This is a genomic window from Sneathiella limimaris (genome assembly GCF_012932565.1).
In the GTDB taxonomy this organism is placed as follows: Bacteria; Pseudomonadota; Alphaproteobacteria; order Sneathiellales; family Sneathiellaceae; genus Sneathiella; species Sneathiella limimaris.
In genome coordinates, this window is sequence record NZ_JABBYJ010000001.1 from 2,490,006 (window position 1) to 2,508,384 (window position 18,379).

18 protein-coding genes are annotated in these 18,379 nt (G+C 47.8%); 3 read left to right on the forward strand and 15 right to left on the reverse strand.

The features are described from left to right. Positions 1 to 105 precede the first annotated feature (105 nt). The 3 genes from ntrC to dusB are packed head-to-tail and all read right to left on the reverse strand — an operon-like array spanning position 106 to position 3,666. Positions 106 to 1,554 (reverse strand): nitrogen regulation protein NR(I), encoded by a 1,449-nt coding sequence (ntrC, locus tag HH301_RS12065; protein WP_169569152.1) that lies wholly within the window; start codon positions 1,552 to 1,554, stop codon positions 106 to 108. Continuing rightward, on the reverse strand, positions 1,554 to 2,672 hold the full coding sequence (locus tag HH301_RS12070) for a two-component system sensor histidine kinase NtrB (RefSeq protein WP_169569153.1): 1,119 nt from the start codon (positions 2,670 to 2,672) through the stop codon (positions 1,554 to 1,556). Before HH301_RS12070 ends, ntrC begins: the two co-directional genes overlap by 1 nt. Before the next feature lies 1 nt (position 2,673). Next, a complete protein-coding gene (gene dusB, locus HH301_RS12075; RefSeq protein WP_169569154.1) occupies positions 2,674 to 3,666 on the reverse strand; it encodes a tRNA dihydrouridine synthase DusB in 993 nt (330 codons plus the stop codon). 128 nt (positions 3,667 to 3,794) lie between these two features. On the opposite strand from dusB, the gene HH301_RS12080 reads away from it, so the two are divergent. The 3 genes from HH301_RS12080 to HH301_RS12090 are packed head-to-tail and all read left to right on the forward strand — an operon-like array spanning position 3,795 to position 5,919. After that, a complete protein-coding gene (locus HH301_RS12080; protein ID WP_169569155.1) occupies positions 3,795 to 4,949 on the forward strand; it encodes a bifunctional 2-C-methyl-D-erythritol 4-phosphate cytidylyltransferase/2-C-methyl-D-erythritol 2,4-cyclodiphosphate synthase in 1,155 nt (384 codons plus the stop codon). Beyond that, positions 4,949 to 5,422 carry a phosphatidylglycerophosphatase A family protein gene (locus HH301_RS12085; RefSeq protein ID WP_169569156.1) on the forward strand — a complete coding sequence of 158 codons (474 nt, stop codon included), beginning with the start codon at positions 4,949 to 4,951 and terminating at the stop codon, positions 5,420 to 5,422. The genes HH301_RS12080 and HH301_RS12085 overlap by 1 nt, the downstream gene beginning before the upstream one ends. Beyond that, positions 5,419 to 5,919, forward strand: coding sequence for a CinA family protein (locus HH301_RS12090; RefSeq protein ID WP_169569157.1), 501 nt, complete (start codon positions 5,419 to 5,421; stop codon positions 5,917 to 5,919). Before HH301_RS12085 ends, HH301_RS12090 begins: the two co-directional genes overlap by 4 nt. Here the strand turns inward: HH301_RS12090 and HH301_RS12095 are convergent. The 12 genes from HH301_RS12095 to tpiA form a co-directional block, all read right to left on the reverse strand. After that, on the reverse strand, positions 5,916 to 6,356 hold the full coding sequence (locus tag HH301_RS12095; RefSeq protein WP_169569158.1) for a type II toxin-antitoxin system RatA family toxin: 441 nt from the start codon (positions 6,354 to 6,356) through the stop codon (positions 5,916 to 5,918). The genes HH301_RS12090 and HH301_RS12095 overlap by 4 nt on opposite strands. A gap of 29 nt (positions 6,357 to 6,385) precedes the next feature. Beyond that, a complete protein-coding gene (gene lipA / locus HH301_RS12100) occupies positions 6,386 to 7,342 on the reverse strand; it encodes a lipoyl synthase (protein WP_206378282.1) in 957 nt (318 codons plus the stop codon). Positions 7,343 to 7,371: 29 nt separating this feature from the next. After that, the gene (lpdA, locus tag HH301_RS12105; RefSeq protein ID WP_169569159.1) at positions 7,372 to 8,772 is read right to left on the reverse strand and encodes a dihydrolipoyl dehydrogenase; all 1,401 of its coding nucleotides are present in this window, start codon (positions 8,770 to 8,772) and stop codon (positions 7,372 to 7,374) included. A 10-nt stretch (positions 8,773 to 8,782) separates the two neighbouring features. Continuing rightward, the gene (locus HH301_RS12110) at positions 8,783 to 10,078 is read right to left on the reverse strand and encodes a pyruvate dehydrogenase complex dihydrolipoamide acetyltransferase (protein WP_169569160.1); all 1,296 of its coding nucleotides are present in this window, start codon (positions 10,076 to 10,078) and stop codon (positions 8,783 to 8,785) included. Between the two features lie 15 nt (positions 10,079 to 10,093). Continuing rightward, entirely contained in the window at positions 10,094 to 11,494 is a 1,401-nt protein-coding gene (locus tag HH301_RS12115) for a pyruvate dehydrogenase complex E1 component subunit beta (protein ID WP_169569161.1), read from the reverse strand. Positions 11,495 to 11,528: 34 nt separating this feature from the next. Then, complete coding sequence (pdhA, locus tag HH301_RS12120; RefSeq protein ID WP_169569162.1) at positions 11,529 to 12,527, reverse strand: pyruvate dehydrogenase (acetyl-transferring) E1 component subunit alpha; 999 nt, start codon at positions 12,525 to 12,527, stop codon at positions 11,529 to 11,531. A gap of 290 nt (positions 12,528 to 12,817) precedes the next feature. Continuing rightward, positions 12,818 to 13,129 carry an FtsB family cell division protein gene (locus HH301_RS12125; RefSeq protein WP_169569163.1) on the reverse strand — a complete coding sequence of 104 codons (312 nt, stop codon included), beginning with the start codon at positions 13,127 to 13,129 and terminating at the stop codon, positions 12,818 to 12,820. 148 nt (positions 13,130 to 13,277) lie between these two features. Continuing rightward, entirely contained in the window at positions 13,278 to 14,549 is a 1,272-nt protein-coding gene (gene eno, locus HH301_RS12130) for a phosphopyruvate hydratase (protein ID WP_169569164.1), read from the reverse strand. A gap of 41 nt (positions 14,550 to 14,590) precedes the next feature. After that, positions 14,591 to 15,424, reverse strand: a complete 834-nt coding sequence (gene kdsA, locus HH301_RS12135; protein WP_169569165.1) for a 3-deoxy-8-phosphooctulonate synthase — start codon at positions 15,422 to 15,424, stop codon at positions 14,591 to 14,593. A gap of 28 nt (positions 15,425 to 15,452) precedes the next feature. Then, positions 15,453 to 17,084 carry a CTP synthase gene (locus HH301_RS12140; protein ID WP_169569166.1) on the reverse strand — a complete coding sequence of 544 codons (1,632 nt, stop codon included), beginning with the start codon at positions 17,082 to 17,084 and terminating at the stop codon, positions 15,453 to 15,455. A 76-nt stretch (positions 17,085 to 17,160) separates the two neighbouring features. Beyond that, positions 17,161 to 17,487: a preprotein translocase subunit SecG gene (gene secG, locus HH301_RS12145; protein WP_169569167.1), complete on the reverse strand. Its 327-nt coding sequence runs from the start codon at positions 17,485 to 17,487 to the stop codon at positions 17,161 to 17,163. A 103-nt stretch (positions 17,488 to 17,590) separates the two neighbouring features. Continuing rightward, positions 17,591 to 18,343 carry a triose-phosphate isomerase gene (tpiA, locus tag HH301_RS12150; protein WP_169569168.1) on the reverse strand — a complete coding sequence of 251 codons (753 nt, stop codon included), beginning with the start codon at positions 18,341 to 18,343 and terminating at the stop codon, positions 17,591 to 17,593. Positions 18,344 to 18,379 lie beyond the last annotated feature (36 nt).

Consider the following 18,379-nt stretch of genomic DNA (forward strand, 5'->3'; position numbering starts at 1 on the left):
ATATCTATCCGAGATATGCGATGGTGCAAACCTTTGAAATGTCTAATTTCTGCCCCTCATTCGCGGTGTGAATTTCTTAAACGCCACATTTGTGGCATTTAAGCATCACTTTATGCCGCGAACAACCTGAATATCAAGTTCTCTGATTTTTTTTCGCAGGGTATTTCGATTGAGGCCCAACAAATCGGCAGTTCTTATCTGGTTGCCATTTGTCGCATCAAGGGAAAGCGTGATCAAAGGTCGCTCCATTTCCCGCAAAACCCGCTCATATAGACCTGGCGGCGGAAGCGAGCCTGGATGGGCTGCAAAGTATTTCGCAATATGGCGCTCAATCGCTTCACTTAAGCTTTCGTCGCTCGGAGCTGCCTCAATGGGTTGCGACGTTGAAGACGGCTGGAGTTCTGCTGCAACCATCTTGGCGTCGATCATTTCTTCTGAATAAAGGGCAACCAATCGCTGAACAAGGTTTTCAAGCTCACGGACATTACCTGGCCACTTATGTTTTTTCAGAATCTCTAAAGCTTCATTGTCGATGCTTTTAATTGCATGTTGACTATCTTCCTGGGCAAGTGCGAGGAAGTGGCGAACAAGATCAGGAACGTCTTCTGTTCTCTCCCTCAAAGGAGGAAGACGGATAGGAACAACATTCAGTCGGTAAAAGAGATCTTCGCGAAACAGTCCCTGGCGCACAAACTGGCGTAAATCCCGGTTAGTCGCTGCAATGATACGAACATCAGTTTTCATTGGGGTGCGTCCCCCAACTGTTGTGTATTCACCTTGCTGTAAAACACGGAGAAGCCTTGTTTGGGCTTCTAATGGCATGTCACCAATTTCGTCAAGAAACAGTGTGCCCCCTTGTGCTTGCTCAAAGCGACCAACTGCGCGAGATTCTGCGCCTGTGAACGCACCTTTTTCGTGGCCAAACAATTCACTCTCAATGAGTTCTTTGGGGATAGCTGCCATGTTAACCGGCACGAATGGGCCATTTTTCCGTTTGCCATATTCATGGAGCGCGCGGGCAACCAATTCCTTACCAGTTCCGCTTTCACCAGTAATCATAACCGTCAGATCGGTACCCATCAGGCGGGCAAGAACTCTATAGATCTCCTGCATAGCCGGAGAGCGACCAATCAGCGGGATCTTGGTCTCTTCGTCCTCTGCGTCATCCAAATCGTTAGAGCGAACTTTCTTTGGCTTGGAGAGGGCTCTTTCGACAACCTGGAGCATTTCTTTCAGATCAAAAGGCTTTGGAAGGTAATCGTAGGCGCCGCGCTCAGTCGCTTTAATAGCAGTCAAAAGCGTATTTTGAGCGCTCATAACAATAACAGGTAATTCTGGACGAACCTTTTTGAGCCTGGGAAGCATATCCAGGCCATTCTCATCTGGCATGACAACATCTGTCAGGACAAGATCCCCTGCCCCTTCCAAAACCCAGTTATAGAGGGTCGCGGCATTTCCAGTTGAGCGGACAGTATAATTGGCGCGACTAAGTGCCTGATCCAGAACTGTTCTGATGCCTTGATCGTCGTCTGCGACTAAGATGGTTCCAGCCATTACGCTTCTTCTTTCGATTTTGGTACATTGTAAACAGGAAGGCGGATAAGAAAATGTCCACCCTCTGACGCTGTGTCATACTCAACGATGCCGCCATGGTCCCCGACAATTTTGGCAACTAAAGCCAAGCCAAGGCCGCTACCCCCTTTCTTTGTTGTGACAAAGGGGTCGAAAATGTGCGGCAGAATTTCGTCTGAAATACCGGGGCCGTTGTCTTTAACTCCAACTTCTAAAGGCAATTGCACCCGATTTGAATTCCCTGGGACCGCAAGGCGAACACCTGGCCGATAAGCTGTCGTAAACGTAATCTCTCCCCCTTCTTCAGGGACAGACTCTGCAGCGTTCTTGACCAAGTTTAATAGAACCTGAACCAACTGATCCCGGTTTCCATAAACATATGGCAGAGATGGATCATATTCTTCTGAGAATTTTACCTTCTTCGCGAAACCGTTTTTGGCTAGAAGCCTTACATGCTCCAGTACTTCATGGATGTTCACAGCTTCCCGTTCAATGGGGCGGTCGTCTGAAAATGCTTCCATGCGATCAACGATGGCACAAATCCTATCTGTTTCATCACAGATGAGACGGGTTAAGGCGCGATCAGCATCAGATGCATTCATTTCCAATAATTGTGCAGATCCCCGAATACCTGAAAGAGGGTTTTTAACTTCATGCGCAAGCATGGCTGCCATTGCAGTAACCGAGCGGGCTGCGCCCCTGTGAGTTAATTGTCGATCCATTTTTGAGGCCATGGTCCGTTCCTCAATTTGGACGACGACCATATTTTTGTGAAACAAAGAAGAGACTTGGATATTTACATTCTTGACCCCGGTCTTTGGGGTTCCAAGGTCAACACCATATTCAGATACGCGATCGTTACTTTCCCTGACTTGCTCAATGAGCGAAAGAAGCGGACTGCCGAAAGGGACAAGCTGATCAATTGTGGTTCGCCGGAGCATGTTAATGGAGGATGTGAAAAACTCCTCCCCCGCCGGATTTGCGTATGGGATATAGCCATTTGCATCCACAACGATAATGGGATCCGGCAAAACCATTAGGACGCTGTAGGGGTTCACATCCTCTGACTTGTGTTTTTCGATAACCGCGTTTTTGACCATGTCAGGCGACTTTCTGTTTTTCTGCCAAAGACGAATAGAAGGATCTGATTTCCTTTTCGACCTGCCGATGATCCTCCAAACGAATAATTCGATTTCGAAACTCTTTGCCCCCTTCCAGACGTTCCGAATACCAGGTCAAGTGTTTGCGGGCTACACGAGCTCCGACAACTTCTCCATAAAGTTTTATAAGTCCTTGATAATGTTCAAGAACAATTTGCATTTGTTCTGCTGCACCAGGGTCTGGCTTATGAGTACCTTCAAGCAGGAATGTCCCAACTTGTGAGACAAACCAAGGACGTCCATAGGCACCGCGGCCAATCATCACGCCATCAGCTCCAGACATATTCAGCGCTGTTCTGGCGTCCTCTACAGTTTGAATATCGCCATTTGCAATGACCGGGATGGAGACGGCTTTTTTGACTTCGTTTATAAAAGACCAATCGGCCGATCCTTTAAAAAATTGGCATCGGGTGCGACCGTGTACGGTCAACATTTGAATTCCAAGATCTTCAGCGATCTTTGCGAGCTCTGGGGCGTTACGGCTGTCCTCATCCCATCCTGTTCTCATTTTGAGAGTTACAGGGATTTTGACCGCCTCGACTGTCGCTTTAATAATTTTTGCAGCGTGATCCAAATCCCGCATTAAGGAGGATCCAGCCATACCAGACGTCACTTTTTTGACCGGGCAGCCCATATTGATATCGATAATTTTGGCACCCATATCCGCATTTAGCTTGGCAGCCTCAGCCATAATTTCCGGCTCACATCCAGCAAGCTGAACAGCAAGTACATTTTCGGCTTCTCTGTCAGTTTTGACGATACGTAATGATCTTTTTGTTTCATTGACCATTGACTTACTCGCCACCATTTCGGAAAACACAAGTCCAGCACCATAGCGGGATACAATCCGCCGAAAAGGCAAATCTGTTATTCCAGCCATGGGAGCCAGTAATACTGGCATTTCAATGGATATGTCACCGATCGTAATGGTCATTTTTTGTGCAAATTATTTATTGCTTAAGATTTGTGCATTTTAGGAGTTTTTTTGTTGCAACGCAACCTATTCCTATCGAGTTCTGCATTTTTATTGAACTCCCTATTTCCTGGGCTTAAGGTCACGCTATGACTACCGCCGCCCTTATTGTCGCCGCTGGATCTGGCAGCCGAACCGGACTAGATTTTCCCAAACAATACTTGAAGTTGGGTGAGAAAACAGTTCTTAGAAAAACACTGGAACAGTTCCTGGACCATGCAAAGGTCGACAAGGTTCAGGTGGTCTATAATGCGGCTGATCAAGATCTATATGATGACGCCGTTAGTGGACTTGAATTGTTACCACCAGTTGCGGGGGGAGTGACCCGCCAGGAAAGCGTTTTAAACGGGCTTTCAGCGTTAAACATGTCTTGCGAGAATTTGGAATATGTTCTTATTCATGACGCCGCAAGGCCATTCGTGTCAAAAGACCTGATCAATAGATGTGTTGAGGCACTGGAAAGTTGTGATGCCGTTTTGCCAGCTATCCCGGCAACCGATACGCTTAAAAGCATAAATGATGGCAGAGTGACTGGTACTCTCAACCGGGATGAAATCGTTGCAGCTCAAACCCCTCAATCCTTCAGCTTTCCAGTAATTTTAAAAGCACATGAAGACTTCAAGGATCAAAATGTAACGGACGATATTGCCCTTGCTGAATTAGCTGGGATAGACGTTGCATGGGTCATGGGGGATATACGAAATCAAAAAATTACCACAAAAGCAGATATTGATACTTTGATGAGCCAATCTTTGACAGATATTCGAACTGGACTTGGGTTTGATGTGCATGCATTCGATAGCAACTCAAACCTATGGTTAGGAGGGGTTGAGATCCCCCATCATCAGGGGTTGAAGGGACATTCCGATGCAGATGTGGCGCTCCATGCCCTGACCGATGCAATACTGGGAGCGATTGGTGAAGGTGATATTGGAACCCATTTCCCCCCAAGCGAAGCGAAATGGAAAGGCGCACCTTCTTCGCTCTTTTTGGAACATGCCGCTTCATTGGTGGCGCAAAAAAGTGGAAAAATAGCGAACGTGGATTTGACCATTATTTGTGAGGCCCCCAAAATTTCACCTCACCGTGACGCGATGCGGGCAAAAATTGCGGAGATACTTGGTATTGCCATCGACCGCGTTTCTGTAAAAGGAACAACGACTGAAAAGCTTGGCTTTACTGGACGCAGTGAAGGGATCGCAGCCCAGGCTGTTGCAACCATCAAACTCCCTGAGATTTTTTGATGAGCGGTTCTATTTCTAAGCTGCATCCCGCAACGATCTTATCCACCTGGTTTTGGTCAGGCTTAAGCCCTAAGGCCCCAGGAACAGTGGGCTCACTGGCCGCGCTTCCATTTGGGTTTGTCATCTTAGTTTATGGTGGGCAGATCCATTTACTTTTGGCAACAGTAGTTGTTTTCCTACTGGGAACTTTCACCACTCATATCTATGTGACGCGTACGGGTAAATCAGATCCAAAAGAAGTGGTTATTGATGAAGTTGCGGGGCAATGGCTCGCAATTTTAGTGGCAGGTACTTCTCCCCTCGCCTTATTGCTTGGATTTCTGTTCTTCAGATTGTTTGACATCTGGAAACCTTGGCCCATAAGTTGGATGGATAAAAATATAAAGGGAGCTATAGGTGTGATGCTAGACGATCTCGTTGCTGGCCTATTTGCCCTCGGCGCTGTAATTATTGTTCTAAAGGTGATCGCTTGAGTATTTTGCCAGAAAAAATTTACGAACTTGCAGCGCAGGTTATTGAACAGGCGAAAGCCAAAGGCATTTCGATTGCAACGGCTGAAAGCTGTACCGGTGGCTTGATCGGCGGTGCTCTTACAGATGTTTCTGGCTCTTCCGCAGTCGTGGACCGAGGATTTATCACCTATACCAACAAAGCGAAGATGCAAGTTCTTGGAGTGAGCGCTGAAACATTACGAGAAGTTGGTGCAGTCGCAGAAAAAACAGCCCGCGAAATGGCAATTGGGGCAATTCGAAAATCAGCTTCAGAACTCAGTGTTGCCGTGACCGGGATCGCGGGGCCTGGTGGCAGTGATTATAAGCCTGGCGGCCGCGTTCATTTGGCAACAGCAAACTTAAATGGTGTGCTTGAACACCGCAAAATGGATTATGGGGACATTGGACGGGACAAGGTGCGCATTGCAACCATTATCACAGCATTAGAGATGCTATTGAATGCGATAGACGGGGCCTAATCAGGCTTGCCGTAAAGAACTTCTGCACGATGTTCAAAGGCCGCAATCATGCGCTGCACGGCTTCGTTGAACAGCAGTCCGATGGTTTTTTGCAGCAAGGCTGATTTAAACTCAAAATCCACATAGAAATCGATTTCACATCCATCTGGATGGGGCATGAAGATCCAGTGATTGTTGAGGTATTTAAACGGCCCATCCATATATTCCACATCAATCCGCGGGGTTTCAGGGTCCAAGGTTACTCGGGATGTGAAACGTTCACGAAACATCTTATATCCAATTACCAGATCGGCCAGTATCAACCGATCTGTTTTTTCCTTGATCCGGGCGCCAACACACCAGGGAAGAAATTCAGGATAGGTTTCAACAGAAGCAACCAAATCATAAAGCTGCTTCTGGCTAAAGGGTAAGACACGTTGTTCGGCATGTGTGGGCATGTCGGAAGCTCGTTACTTAAACGCTGAACTTAAGATTTCTGGGCCTGCTTTTTTTCCCGCGCCTCTTTCAAACGGGCGAAGTCTTCACCCGCATGATGGCTAGAGCGGGTCAGCGGTGATGAAGATACCATCAAGAAGCCCTTGTTATAGGCCTGACGCTCAAATGCATTAAACTCATCTGGGGTCACAAACCGATCAATCGCGTGATGCTTTACGGTTGGCTGCAGGTATTGCCCGATGGTGAGAAAATCAATATCGGCAACCCGCATATCGTCCATGACCTGCGTCACTTCATCTTTAGTCTCACCCAAACCGACCATAATCCCAGACTTGGTGAAGATGGTTGGATCCAGTTCTTTAACCCGCTGCAACAGCCGCAAAGAATGGAAATACCGGGCGCCGGGGCGCACTGTTGGGTAAAGCTTTGGAACTGTTTCAAGGTTATGGTTGAACACATCTGGCTTCGCCGCAACAACTACTTCCAAGGCCCCATCCTTCTTCAAAAAGTCGGGAGTCAGGATCTCAATAGTCGTGTTTGGAGCAGCTTCACGAATGGCTTGGATCACTTCCGCAAAATGTTGAGCGCCGCCATCGTCCAGATCGTCCCGGTCAACGGATGTAATCACAACGTGATTTAAGCCCATTGTGCTGACTGCCTTGGCAACATTGAAAGGCTCAAATGGATCAAGCGCATTTGGCTTACCTGTTGAGACATTACAAAACGCACAGGCACGGGTACAGATTTCCCCCATGATCATCATGGTCGCATGTTTCTTGGACCAGCATTCCCCGATATTTGGGCAGGAAGCTTCCTCACACACAGTTGTAAGGTTGAGCCCTCGCATCAGTTCTCGTGTCTCGTTATATGTCTTAGAGACAGGTGCCTTGACCCTAATCCAGGAGGGTTTTCGCTGGATGGGGTTATCCGGACGATTACGTTTCTCCGGATGGCGGATACGAGGTGTGTTCTCAGCTGCTTCGGTCATGGGTAACAACTCTTGCAAAAAGGGGTGCCCTAGATATGGATAACCTTCCCATACGCATCAAGGACGGATTCGTGCATCATCTCGGACAAAGTTGGATGTGGGAAGACAGTATGCATCAACTCCACCTCCGTTGTTTCAAGGGTTTTAGCAATGCCGTAGCCCTGAATCAACTCTGTAACTTCAGCCCCGATCATATGGGCGCCCAGAAGTTCACCGGTTTTTGCATCAAATATGGTCTTAATCAGACCTTCCGGCTCTCCGAGAGCGATCGCCTTCCCGTTGCCGATAAAGGGGAATTTCCCGACTTTGAGCTCTTTTCCGGTTTTCTTGGCTTCCTCTTCGGTTAGCCCAACAGAAGCTACCTGAGGATGGCAATAAGTACAGCCGGGAATATTTTTTGGCTCCAACGGATGTACATCTTTTAAACCAGCTATTTTTTCAACGCAGATTACGCCCTCATGAGAGGCTTTGTGTGCAAGCCAGGGTGGACCCGTCAAATCACCGATTGCATATACACCCGGCTCACCTGTTCTTGAATATTCATCCACCTCGATATGGGTTCGATCGACCTTAATCTTAGTGCCTTCAAGTCCGATATCTTCCACATTACCGACAATACCAACGGCCATAATCACTCGATCAAAGCTTGCGGTAGACGTTTTGTCTTTGGAATCCTTAAAAGTCGCAGTGACTTCGCTTGCCGACTTCTTAAGCTCGGTAACAGTCGTTCCTTTCAGGATCTTCATTCCCTGTTTCTTAAAGGATTTTTCTGCAAGGGCTGATATATCTGCATCTTCGACAGGAAGTACGCGCTCCATCACCTCAACAACGGTAACTTCGCTGCCAAGCGCATTAAAGAAACTCGCAAACTCGATGCCGATAGCGCCTGATCCGACCACAAGTAAGCGCTTGGGTGTGGTATCTGGAACTAGGGCTTCCTTATATGACCAGATGAACTTGCCGTCAGGTTCCATTCCGGGGAGCGTTCTTGCACGGGCTCCCGTCGCCAGAATAATATGATCTGCAGAATAGGCTGTCTTTTTGCCGTCCGCCTCGACTTCGACAGTTTTTGAACCAGCGAGCCTTCCTTTACCCATTAGGACCGTGACTTTATTTTTTTTCAACAGACCCGAGACACCGCCTGATAACTGGGCGGCGACCTGACGGGATCTCTTGACTGTCGCCTCAAGATCGACCGACGCCTGATCCACTTTAATCCCGTATCCAGCAGCATGTTGAATGTTGCGGTAAATATCTGCAGTGCGGAGCAAGGCTTTGGTCGGAATACAGCCCCAGTTCAGGCAAATCCCCCCCAAATGTTCTCTCTCTACAATGGCAGATTTAAGTCCTAATTGAGCCGCACGAATAGCGGCAACATATCCACCTGGACCTGAACCAACGACAATTACATCAAATTTTGTATCAGCCATAATTTCCCCCTTACAGCATCATTGTCAGTGGCTCTTCGATATAGCCTTTGAAATATTTCAGGAGTTCGGCACCAAGCGCTCCGTCGATAACTCTGTGGTCGCAAGAAAGGGTGACTTTCATGGTTGTCGCAATGGCAACAGCGCCATCCTTGATGACGGGCTTCTGTTCCCCTGCCCCAACCGCAAGAATTGCAGATTGCGGCGGGTTGATCACAGCGGAAAATTCCTGAATTCCAAACATCCCTAGATTGGAAATGGAGAAACAGCCTCCCTGATACTCCTCAGGCATAAGCTTTCCATCTTTAGCTTTACCCGCGAGTTCTTTCATTTCGTTTGAAATGCTGGCAAGCCCTTTTCCATCGGCGCCTTTGACAACCGGTGTTATCAATCCACCATCAACGGCAACAGCAACGGCAATATCAATATTTTTATATTGCAGGATCTTATCACCGCCCCAGATTGCGTTAGCTGTCGGCAGTTTTTTCAGGGACAACGCGCTGGCCCGGATAATAAAATCATTCACTGAAATTTTGTAGTCGTCCGAGCGGGAATTCAGCTCTTTACGCATTTCCAGCAGATTATCGAGCTCGCATTCAATAGTGAGATAGAAATGCGGAATTGTCTGCTTAGCCTCCGTTAGGCGGCGGGCAATGGTTTTCCGCATACCATTAAGCGGAATTTCCTCGTAGTCACCTGCTGGAGGCGGAGTAACTGGTTGTGGAGCGACGGCAGCCGTCGCGGCCGGTGCATCAGATGGTGCGCTTTGAGAGGCTTTTGCTTTTCCACCTGAAGCCAGGAACCCTTCGACATCGGCTTTTACAATACGGCCATGAGGTCCAGTTCCTGAAATATCGGTGAGGTTCAACCCTTCGTTGGCGGCAATGCGCCGCGCTAATGGGCTAGAGAAGATCCTACCCCCATCTCCCGATTTCGGCGCTGCAGGTGCAGGAGAAGCTGGCTTGCTGTTCTCCGCTTGAGTTGCTGGTGGATTGTCTGCTGATGGTGCTTTGCTTTCTGCAGGTTTTTCTGCAGGCGCTGCTCCTTCCAGAGCAGAGGCATCTTCGCCCTCTTCCAGCAATAAGGCTATGGGCGTATTCACCTCCACATTATCAGTTCCAGCCGCTACCAGAATTTTTCCAACAACGCCTTCATCGACGGCTTCCACCTCCATTGTAGCTTTATCTGTCTCAATTTCGGCCAGCACGTCACCAGAGGAGACGGTATCCCCTTCTTTAACCTGCCATGTTGCTAGTTTTCCCTCTGTCATGGTTGGGGACAGAGCCGGCATCGTAATGGTAATTGGCATCTTCTTTCCCCTCCCTTACCGGTATGTCACAGCATTAACGGCGCTAATCACATCCTGAACACTTGGCAAGGCCAGTTTTTCAAGATTGGCCGCATATGGCATTGGCACGTCTTTGCCAGTTACTCTGAGGACCGGTGCATCTAAATAATCAAACGCTTTTTCCATGATTTGAGCACTCAATTCAGCGCCCACGCCATGTTGTGGCCACCCTTCCTCAACCGTGACGCAGCGATTGGTTTTTTGCACAGATGCTATGATTGTATCCATATCAAGTGGACGGATTGTCCGAAGATCAATAACTTCCGCGTTTACGCCATCTTCAGCCAGTTTTTCGGCAGCTTGCAGTGCGTAAGTCATACCCATTCCAAATGAAACAATAGTCACATCATCACCTGCCCTTGCGATTTTTGCCTTGCCAAGGGGGATCGTGAAATCGTCCAGAACAGGGACATCAAAGCTCTGCCCATAGAGGATTTCGTTTTCCAGGAAAATGACAGGGTTTGGATCGCGAATTGCTGACTTTAAAAGTCCCTTGGCGTCCGATGCAGTATGAGGGGCAACAACGATAAGCCCTGGAACATGGGCGTACCATGCTGCAAAACACTGAGAATGCTGGGCAGCAACACGAGAGGCTGCACCGTTTGGACCCCTGAACACGATCGGGCTTCCCATCTGTCCCCCGGACATATATCGGGTTTTAGCAGCGGAATTGACGATTTGGTCGATTGCCTGCATGGCAAAGTTAAATGTCATGAACTCAACGATTGGTTTCAGTCCGTGAAAAGCGGCTCCAACACCAACGCCGGCAAAGCCATGTTCGGTAATTGGAGTGTCGATGACACGCCGGGCTCCAAACTCATCCAGTAAGCCCTGAGTAACCTTATACGCACCTTGGTATTCGGCAACTTCCTCACCCATTATGAAGACTTTGTCGTCACCGCGCATTTCTTCTGCCATGGCGTCCCGAAGTGCTTCACGCACACTCATTTTCACCATTTCAGTGCCTGCCGGTATTTCTTCACTTGCATCATAGGCAGAAGCGGATTGAGGCTGAGGAGAAGCCGCACTTGTTGTCGCGTTTGAATCACTTGCCTCTGAGGCCTCAGGCGCAGCTTCGGCAGGCTGATTGTTGCCTGATGATGCTGAATAACTATCTAGAGCGCTGGCGTCTTCCCCTTCTTCTAAGAGAAGGGCAATTGGCGTGTTGACGGCAACATTGTCTGTATCCCCAGCAATCAAGATTTTACCGATGGTGCCTTCATCAACGGCTTCTACTTCCATGGTAGCTTTATCGGTTTCGATTTCGGCCAATACGTCACCAGAGGAAACTGTATCGCCTTCTTTTACAGTCCAACGCGCTAACTTCCCTTCGGTCATCGTCGGTGAAAGCGCTGGCATGAGAATTTCTGTAGGCATTTATATCTTCCTTTATCCCTTGTCTTGCGCTTGATTAGGCGAGAATATCTGTCATCAGTTCATCTGGATGTGGTTCCGGACTTTCCTGCGCAAATTCAACGGCTTCAGCCACGATGGATTTGACGTCCCGATCAATTTCTTTCAGTTCGTCCTCTGTGTAGATTTTTTCATTGAGGAGCTTTTCACGAACCCGTTCAATCGGATCACTTTCGGCCCGCTTTTTATTGACCTCTTCTTTAGATCGGTATTTCGCTGGATCAGACATGGAGTGTCCGCGATAGCGGTAGGTCTTCATTTCCAGGATGTAGGGACCCTTTCCGCTTTTGGCCCACTCAACAGCTTTTCGGCCCGCTTCTGCAACAGCAAGCACGTCCATGCCATCCACCTGTTCACCTGGCACACCGAAACTTTCGCCTCGACGGAAAAGTTCTGTCTGGGCTGAGGCCCGTTTAACAGAGGTTCCCATGGCGTATTCGTTATTTTCAATCACGTACACAACAGGAAGTGACCATAACTCTGCCATGTTAAAGCTTTCATAGACTTGGCCCTGATTGACTGTACCATCGCCCATGTAACAGAGAGTTGCCTGACCATTGTCCTGATATTTTTGGCTAAATGCGAGCCCGGTTCCAAGGGGTACACAGGCCCCGACGATACCATGCCCGCCATAGAAGTTCTTTTCTTTGGAGAACATATGCATGGAGCCACCCTTACCTTTGGAGTAGCCCCCTTCCCGGCCAGTCAATTCCGCCATAACACCTTTTGGGTCCATACCGCAGGCCAGCATATGACCATGATCGCGATAGGATGTGATCACTGCATCATCGTCTGTGATTGTCGATTGCATGCCAACGACAACAGCTTCTTGTCCAATGTAGAGATGACAAAAACCGCCAATGAGGCCCATGCCATAGATTTGACCGGCTTTTTCTTCAAAACGTCGGATCAATAACATGTCCCGGTAATATTTTTGGATTTGGTCCTTGTCGACCTTCGGCGATTTTCGGCGAGTGGTAGAGGCTTTTCGTGCCATGATAACTCCCTTGTTGAAAAGTCTGCCGTCTCCCTGTGGCGGCAGAAATTTGTCGAAATTCTTATTCGAACTGTGGCTTCTAATTAGTTAAGAAACAAGGGAATCCAATAAATTAACTCAATTATAGTTATCTGGGTTAATTATGACGCATTGCAGCATCAAGCTAAAGAAAATGCAATTATCAACGATATAAGTAATTATATTTTTCTTAGATAATTGAAATTTGTAATTTTTGAAAATCAGATGGACAATCTGCAACATAAATTGTCGTTTGTTACAGTTGTAAGCAACTATTTAGTATAGATGATGATCTCATCAGGATGTGCAAGCCCTAAGACTTCCCGGGCCCGTTCCTCCAACATATCCAAGTCGAGATTCTCTGGATCTAACAGCTGAACCCTTTTTTCGAGACGATTTTTCTCAAGTTCAGTGAGTTGAAGCTGAGCTGTTTCCTGCCGAACCTGCTGTTGCAGTTTCAGATAAGCAAACAATCCCCTATCTCCTTCGATCAGGTGATAGCTGAAATAGCAAACCATCAGCAACCCAAGAATGGGTGCTGTACTCGCTTTAATGCGTTTGCGTATTTCGTAACTGAGATTCATAGCTAAGAGTGAATCAAATTCGACTGCCAGGGTCAATAAGTAAATCGCTTATATGGTTAATAATTTAGGGACTTAAACTTATTTGCATCGATCATAAAAAAAGCGGACCTTTTTCAGAGGTCCGCTTCTAAAGACTTATTGAAAGTACCTATTTCAGGATGGAACGACCTGCATATTCAGCTGCTTGCCCCAGTTCCTCTTCGATCCGGATAAGCTGGTTATATTTTGCCAACCGATCCGAACGGGCAAGAGAACCTGTTTTAATCTGTCCACAGTTTGTTGCAACAGCCAGGTCTGCAATAGTTGAATCTTCAGTTTCACCTGAGCGATGTGACATTACTGCGGTGTAAGCAGCTTTGTGAGCCATTTCAACAGCTTCCATTGTTTCGGTCAGGCTACCAATCTGGTTTACTTTGACGAGGATAGAGTTCGCAACCCCCTGCTCAATGCCATCAGCAAGGCGAACAGGATTTGTAACGAAAAGGTCATCACCGACCAACTGGACTTTATCTCCAATTTTATCGGTGAGTAGTTTCCAGCCAGCCCAGTCGTCCTCTGACATACCATCCTCGATTGAGATAATTGGGTAATCGCCAACGAGTGAGGCGTAATATTCAACCATCTCCTCCGCAGAGAGGACTTTATTTTCTCCTTTTAGGGAGTATTTTCCATCTGCGTAGAATTCAGTGGAGGCTGCATCAAGAGCCAGATAGATATCTTCGCCAGGTTTATATCCGGCAACTTCAATAGATTTCATAATGAAATCCAAAGCATCCCTTGTGCCACCGATATTTGGAGCAAAGCCGCCTTCGTCACCAACGTTGGTGTTATGACCAGCTTCGCTCAGTTGTTTTTTGAGTGTATGGAATACCTCTGCGCCCATGCGGACCGCATCCCGAATATTACCGGCGGATACCGGCATGATCATGAATTCTTGAATATCAATTGGGTTGTCAGCATGTTCACCACCGTTGATGATATTCATCATCGGAACCGGTAGCGTCCGGGCTGACGCCCCACCAACATAGCGATATAGAGGCAGGTTCGCATCAATCGCGGCGGCTTTCGCCAACGCCAGGCTAACCCCCAAAATGGCATTGGCGCCAAGACGGCCTTTGTTTGATGTGCCATCCAACTCAATCATTGCCCGATCAATGGCAATCTGGTTTTCAGCATCCCAGCCAGAGATCGTGTCGAAAATCTCTCCATTAACGCTTTCAACCGCTTGCAAAACACCTTTGCCTTTGTAGCGATCTCCACCATCACGCAGTTCAACGGCTTCGTGAGCGCCAGTAGAGGCACCTGATGGAACCGCAGCGCGGCCAAAAGCACCACTTTCCAATACCACATCAACTTCAACAGTCGGATTTCCGCGGCTATCGAGAATTTCCCGGGCTAAAATATCAAGAATGGCACTCATGGCTTATAGGTTCCTGTATTTCTAAGTTTGTTTCAAATTTATCAAAGGTTTTTGGCAAGCTTATCGAATCCCTGCAGTCTTTTTAGCAAGTCTTCCATTTGATCAACGGGCACCATATTTGGACCATCAGAAGGTGCATTATCTGGATCTTCATGGGTCTCCATAAAGACCATGGCCACGCCCACAGCAACAGCCGCTCGCGCAAGAACGGGCACAAATTCCCGTTGCCCGCCAGAGGTTGCCCCCTGCCCACCAGGCTGTTGAACTGAATGAGTTGCATCAAAAACGATGGGAAGACCGGTTTGCTCGGCCATAATTGGAAGCCCCCGCATATCGGAGACAAGTGTGTTATATCCAAAACTAGTCCCGCGATCGGTCAAAAGGACTTGGCTAGTGCCACTTTCCTGCATTTTGATCGCAACATTTTTCATGTCCCAAGGGGCAAGAAACTGGCCTTTTTTAACATTCACGACTTTGCCAGTCTTGGCCGCGGCGACTAGAAGATCGGTCTGGCGACACAAAAATGCAGGGATTTGCAAGACATCGACAACAGATCCAACTTCAGCGCATTGGCTGCTTTCGTGAACGTCGGTCAGAACAGGAACAGAAAATTCCTTCTGGATCTTTTCAAAAATCGGCAGGGCTTTTTCGATCCCTAATCCCCGTTGCGTATGAATAGAAGACCGATTTGCCTTATCAAAAGAAGATTTATAGACAAAATTCATTCCAAGACGCTGGGTTATCTCAACAAGACGCCCTGCCATCTCCATCGCATGGGTCTCGCTTTCCATCTGGCATGGACCTGCGATCAACGCGAGCGGAAGATCATTGCCAACTTGAAAATTGCCGATCGTGACTTTTGAATTTGCCGTCATCTTGAAGTCCAGTCTCTATTCACAGCCATCACACAAGCCGAGATTTGTCAATTGCAGCTTTGATAAAGCTTTTGAACAGGGGGTGTGGGTCAAAGGGTTTGGATTTTAATTCGGGGTGGAATTGAACGCCTATGAACCAAGGATGATCTGGAATTTCAACAATTTCCGGTAATCCCCCATCCGGAGACATACCAGAGAATTTATACCCAACTTTTTCAAGAGCATCACGATACTGAACGTTCACTTCATAACGATGGCGATGGCGCTCTTCGATCCGTTCTTTTCCGTAGATTTCCCGAACCTTTGTTCCTTCAACCAAATCACAAGGGTATGCGCCAAGACGCATGGTTCCACCCAGGTCACCTTCTTCTGAGCGAACTTCAGTTGCATTTCCGCGGGTCCATTCCGTCATCAAACCAACAACGTTTGGATCTCCATGTCCGAATTCTGATGTGCCTGCATTTGCGAGACCAGCAAGTGAGCGACAGCCCTCGATTACAGCCATCTGCATACCGTAGCAAATGCCGAAATAAGGAATCTTGTGTTCACGAGCATAACGTGCGGCTTTGATCTTTCCTTCTGCACCTCGTTCCCCAAATCCGCCGGGAACCAGGATCGCATGAACATCTTCAAGTCTTTCAGCGAGTAGACTTTCGTCTTTTTCAAAAACTTCAGATTCAAACCAGTCGATATGTACTTTAACCCGGTTAGCAATGCCGCCATGGACAAGGGATTCAGTCAAAGATTTGTATGCATCCTGTAGCTCGATATATTTACCAACCACAGCAACTTTGACTTCTCCTTCCGGATGCACAATCCGATCGACGATATCTTGCCAAATAGTGAGATCCGGATCTGGCGCATCATCAATACCAAACGCATTTAATACTGCTTCATCAAGACCCTCAGCGTGATAGCTCAAAGGGACTTCATAGATGGTCCGAACATCCAGAGCCTGAATCACTGCTTTTTCTGGAACATTACAGAAGAGACCGATTTTGGCTCTTTGCCCAGCTGGGATTTCATGCTCACTCCGGCAAAGGAGAATATCAGGCTGAATACCAATGGATTGGAGTTCTTTTACAGAATGCTGGGTTGGTTTGGTTTTTAGCTCACCAGCCGCTGCGATATAGGGAACAAGGGTAAGATGCATAAAAATAGCGTCTTTGCCCAATTCGTTACCAAGCTGACGTATGGCTTCAAGGAACGGCAAACTTTCGATGTCACCAACAGTTCCGCCAATTTCAACAAGGACGAAATCCTCGTCTACGATATCGGCTGTCGCAAATTCTTTAATTGCATTGGTAATATGAGGGATCACCTGAACAGTTGCACCCAGGTAGTCACCCCGGCGCTCTTTACGGATAACTGTCTGGTAGATCCGACCTGTTGTGACGTTATCACTTTGTTTGGAGGAAACACCTGTGAAGCGTTCATAGTGACCAAGATCCAGATCCGTCTCTGCACCATCATCAGTCACATAACATTCCCCATGTTCATAGGGATTCATCGTGCCGGGATCGACATTGATATAAGGATCCAGTTTGCGCATCCGCACTTTATAGCCACGCGCTTGCAACAGGGAAGCCAACGCTGCCCCTGCAAGGCCTTTGCCAAGTGAGGATACCACACCACCGGTAATGAAAATAAACCGAGCCATGGGATTACACTATATTAAAACTAAACAGGTTCGTGAAGTAAAAGAGACGGTAAATTTACCGTCTCTCGAAAATTCTTTACTGGGTTGATAGAGGAGCCGCTGGTTCTGCGGGTTTGGCGGGTGCTTCCTCGGTCTGCGTCGCTCCCCCAGCCTCGTCCAATATGGATGTGGGACTGGTGTGAACACCACTCATGATCGCAAGTAAGATGCTTGTCGCAAAGAAAGCTGCTGCCAAAATCGCTGTTGTCCGCGTTAACAGATTAGCCGCACCACGGCCTGTCATAAGACCGCCGCCTGTTCCGCCGCCAATACCAAGCGCACCACCTTCGGAACGCTGCAGCAAAACAACACCGATCAGGAAGACCGCAATCAATACATGTATGACCAAAAGGATAGTTTCCATGATCCTCTAATTCCCGGGTGTTTGACGGCAATGCCGCCAGTAGTTCAAAGCAATTGCAACGGCTTCTACACCAAAGCCAAACGAATTACCAGACATATATCCTTTAAATTCCGGTTTCAATGATTGGCCAGAAATCTTCTGCTGTTAGACTGGCCCCACCGACCAGACCACCGTCCACATTTTCGAGACCCATCAGCTCTGGCGCATTAGATCCTTTTACAGATCCACCATATAAAAGACGAACGCCATTAGCATCAGTCATCAGCGCAGATAACTCTGCCCTCATGTGCGCGTGAACCTCGGCAACATCCTGAGGAGTTGGTGTTTTGCCGGTGCCAATTGCCCAAACAGGCTCATAAGCGATTACAGTGTTTTCCGCAGTAGCGCCTTCAGGTAGGCTGTTTTTAACCTGCTCGGAAATCACATTGAGGGTTTTACCACCTTCGCGTTCCTCTAAAGTTTCACCAACGCATACAATGGCGATCAAGCCAGCGCGAATTGCGGCCTCTGCCTTGGCCTTGACTGTTTCATTGCTCTCACCGTGATCCGTGCGACGTTCGGAATGACCAACAATGCAGTATGATGCGCCAGCATCTTTCAGCATTTCTGCGCTGATATCGCCAGTGTGGGCACCAGAAACATTTGGATGACAATCTTGCCCTCCTATAGAAATCGAAGTTCCTTCGCATAAAGCAGCTAGCTCATTCACTACAAGGGCTGGAGGGCAGATCAGAATATCACAGCCAGGATTGGCAACTGTGCTCACTTTAGCCAACAGCTCCCTGATCACTTCAGATGATTCCCCTTTTAGGCCATTCATCTTCCAGTTACCGGCAATTAATGGTCTGATCGACATGCTCTTCCCCTCACTTCTTGGACTAGGACAGGTTCT

Bases quoted from the DNA above. Each gene is read 5' to 3' on its own strand.
- ntrC (WP_169569152.1), bottom strand. From the start codon at position 1,554: ATGGCTGGAACCATCTTAGTCGCAGACGACGATCAAGGCATCAGAACA.
- HH301_RS12070 (WP_169569153.1), bottom strand. From the start codon at position 2,672: ATGGTCAAAAACGCGGTTATCGAAAAACACAAGTCAGAGGATGTGAAC.
- dusB (WP_169569154.1), bottom strand. From the start codon at position 3,666: ATGACCATTACGATCGGTGACATATCCATTGAAATGCCAGTATTACTG.
- HH301_RS12080 (WP_169569155.1), top strand. From the start codon at position 3,795: ATGACTACCGCCGCCCTTATTGTCGCCGCTGGATCTGGCAGCCGAACC.
- HH301_RS12085 (WP_169569156.1), top strand. From the start codon at position 4,949: ATGAGCGGTTCTATTTCTAAGCTGCATCCCGCAACGATCTTATCCACC.
- HH301_RS12095 (WP_169569158.1), bottom strand. From the start codon at position 6,356: ATGCCCACACATGCCGAACAACGTGTCTTACCCTTTAGCCAGAAGCAG.
- lipA (WP_206378282.1), bottom strand. From the start codon at position 7,342: ATGACCGAAGCAGCTGAGAACACACCTCGTATCCGCCATCCGGAGAAA.
- lpdA (WP_169569159.1), bottom strand. From the start codon at position 8,772: ATGGCTGATACAAAATTTGATGTAATTGTCGTTGGTTCAGGTCCAGGT.
- HH301_RS12110 (WP_169569160.1), bottom strand. From the start codon at position 10,078: ATGCCAATTACCATTACGATGCCGGCTCTGTCCCCAACCATGACAGAG.
- HH301_RS12115 (WP_169569161.1), bottom strand. From the start codon at position 11,494: ATGCCTACAGAAATTCTCATGCCAGCGCTTTCACCGACGATGACCGAA.
- pdhA (WP_169569162.1), bottom strand. From the start codon at position 12,527: ATGGCACGAAAAGCCTCTACCACTCGCCGAAAATCGCCGAAGGTCGAC.
- HH301_RS12125 (WP_169569163.1), bottom strand. From the start codon at position 13,129: ATGAATCTCAGTTACGAAATACGCAAACGCATTAAAGCGAGTACAGCA.
- eno (WP_169569164.1), bottom strand. From the start codon at position 14,549: ATGAGTGCCATTCTTGATATTTTAGCCCGGGAAATTCTCGATAGCCGC.
- kdsA (WP_169569165.1), bottom strand. From the start codon at position 15,424: ATGACGGCAAATTCAAAAGTCACGATCGGCAATTTTCAAGTTGGCAAT.
- HH301_RS12140 (WP_169569166.1), bottom strand. From the start codon at position 17,084: ATGGCTCGGTTTATTTTCATTACCGGTGGTGTGGTATCCTCACTTGGC.
- secG (WP_169569167.1), bottom strand. From the start codon at position 17,487: ATGGAAACTATCCTTTTGGTCATACATGTATTGATTGCGGTCTTCCTG.
- tpiA (WP_169569168.1), bottom strand. From the start codon at position 18,343: ATGTCGATCAGACCATTAATTGCCGGTAACTGGAAGATGAATGGCCTA.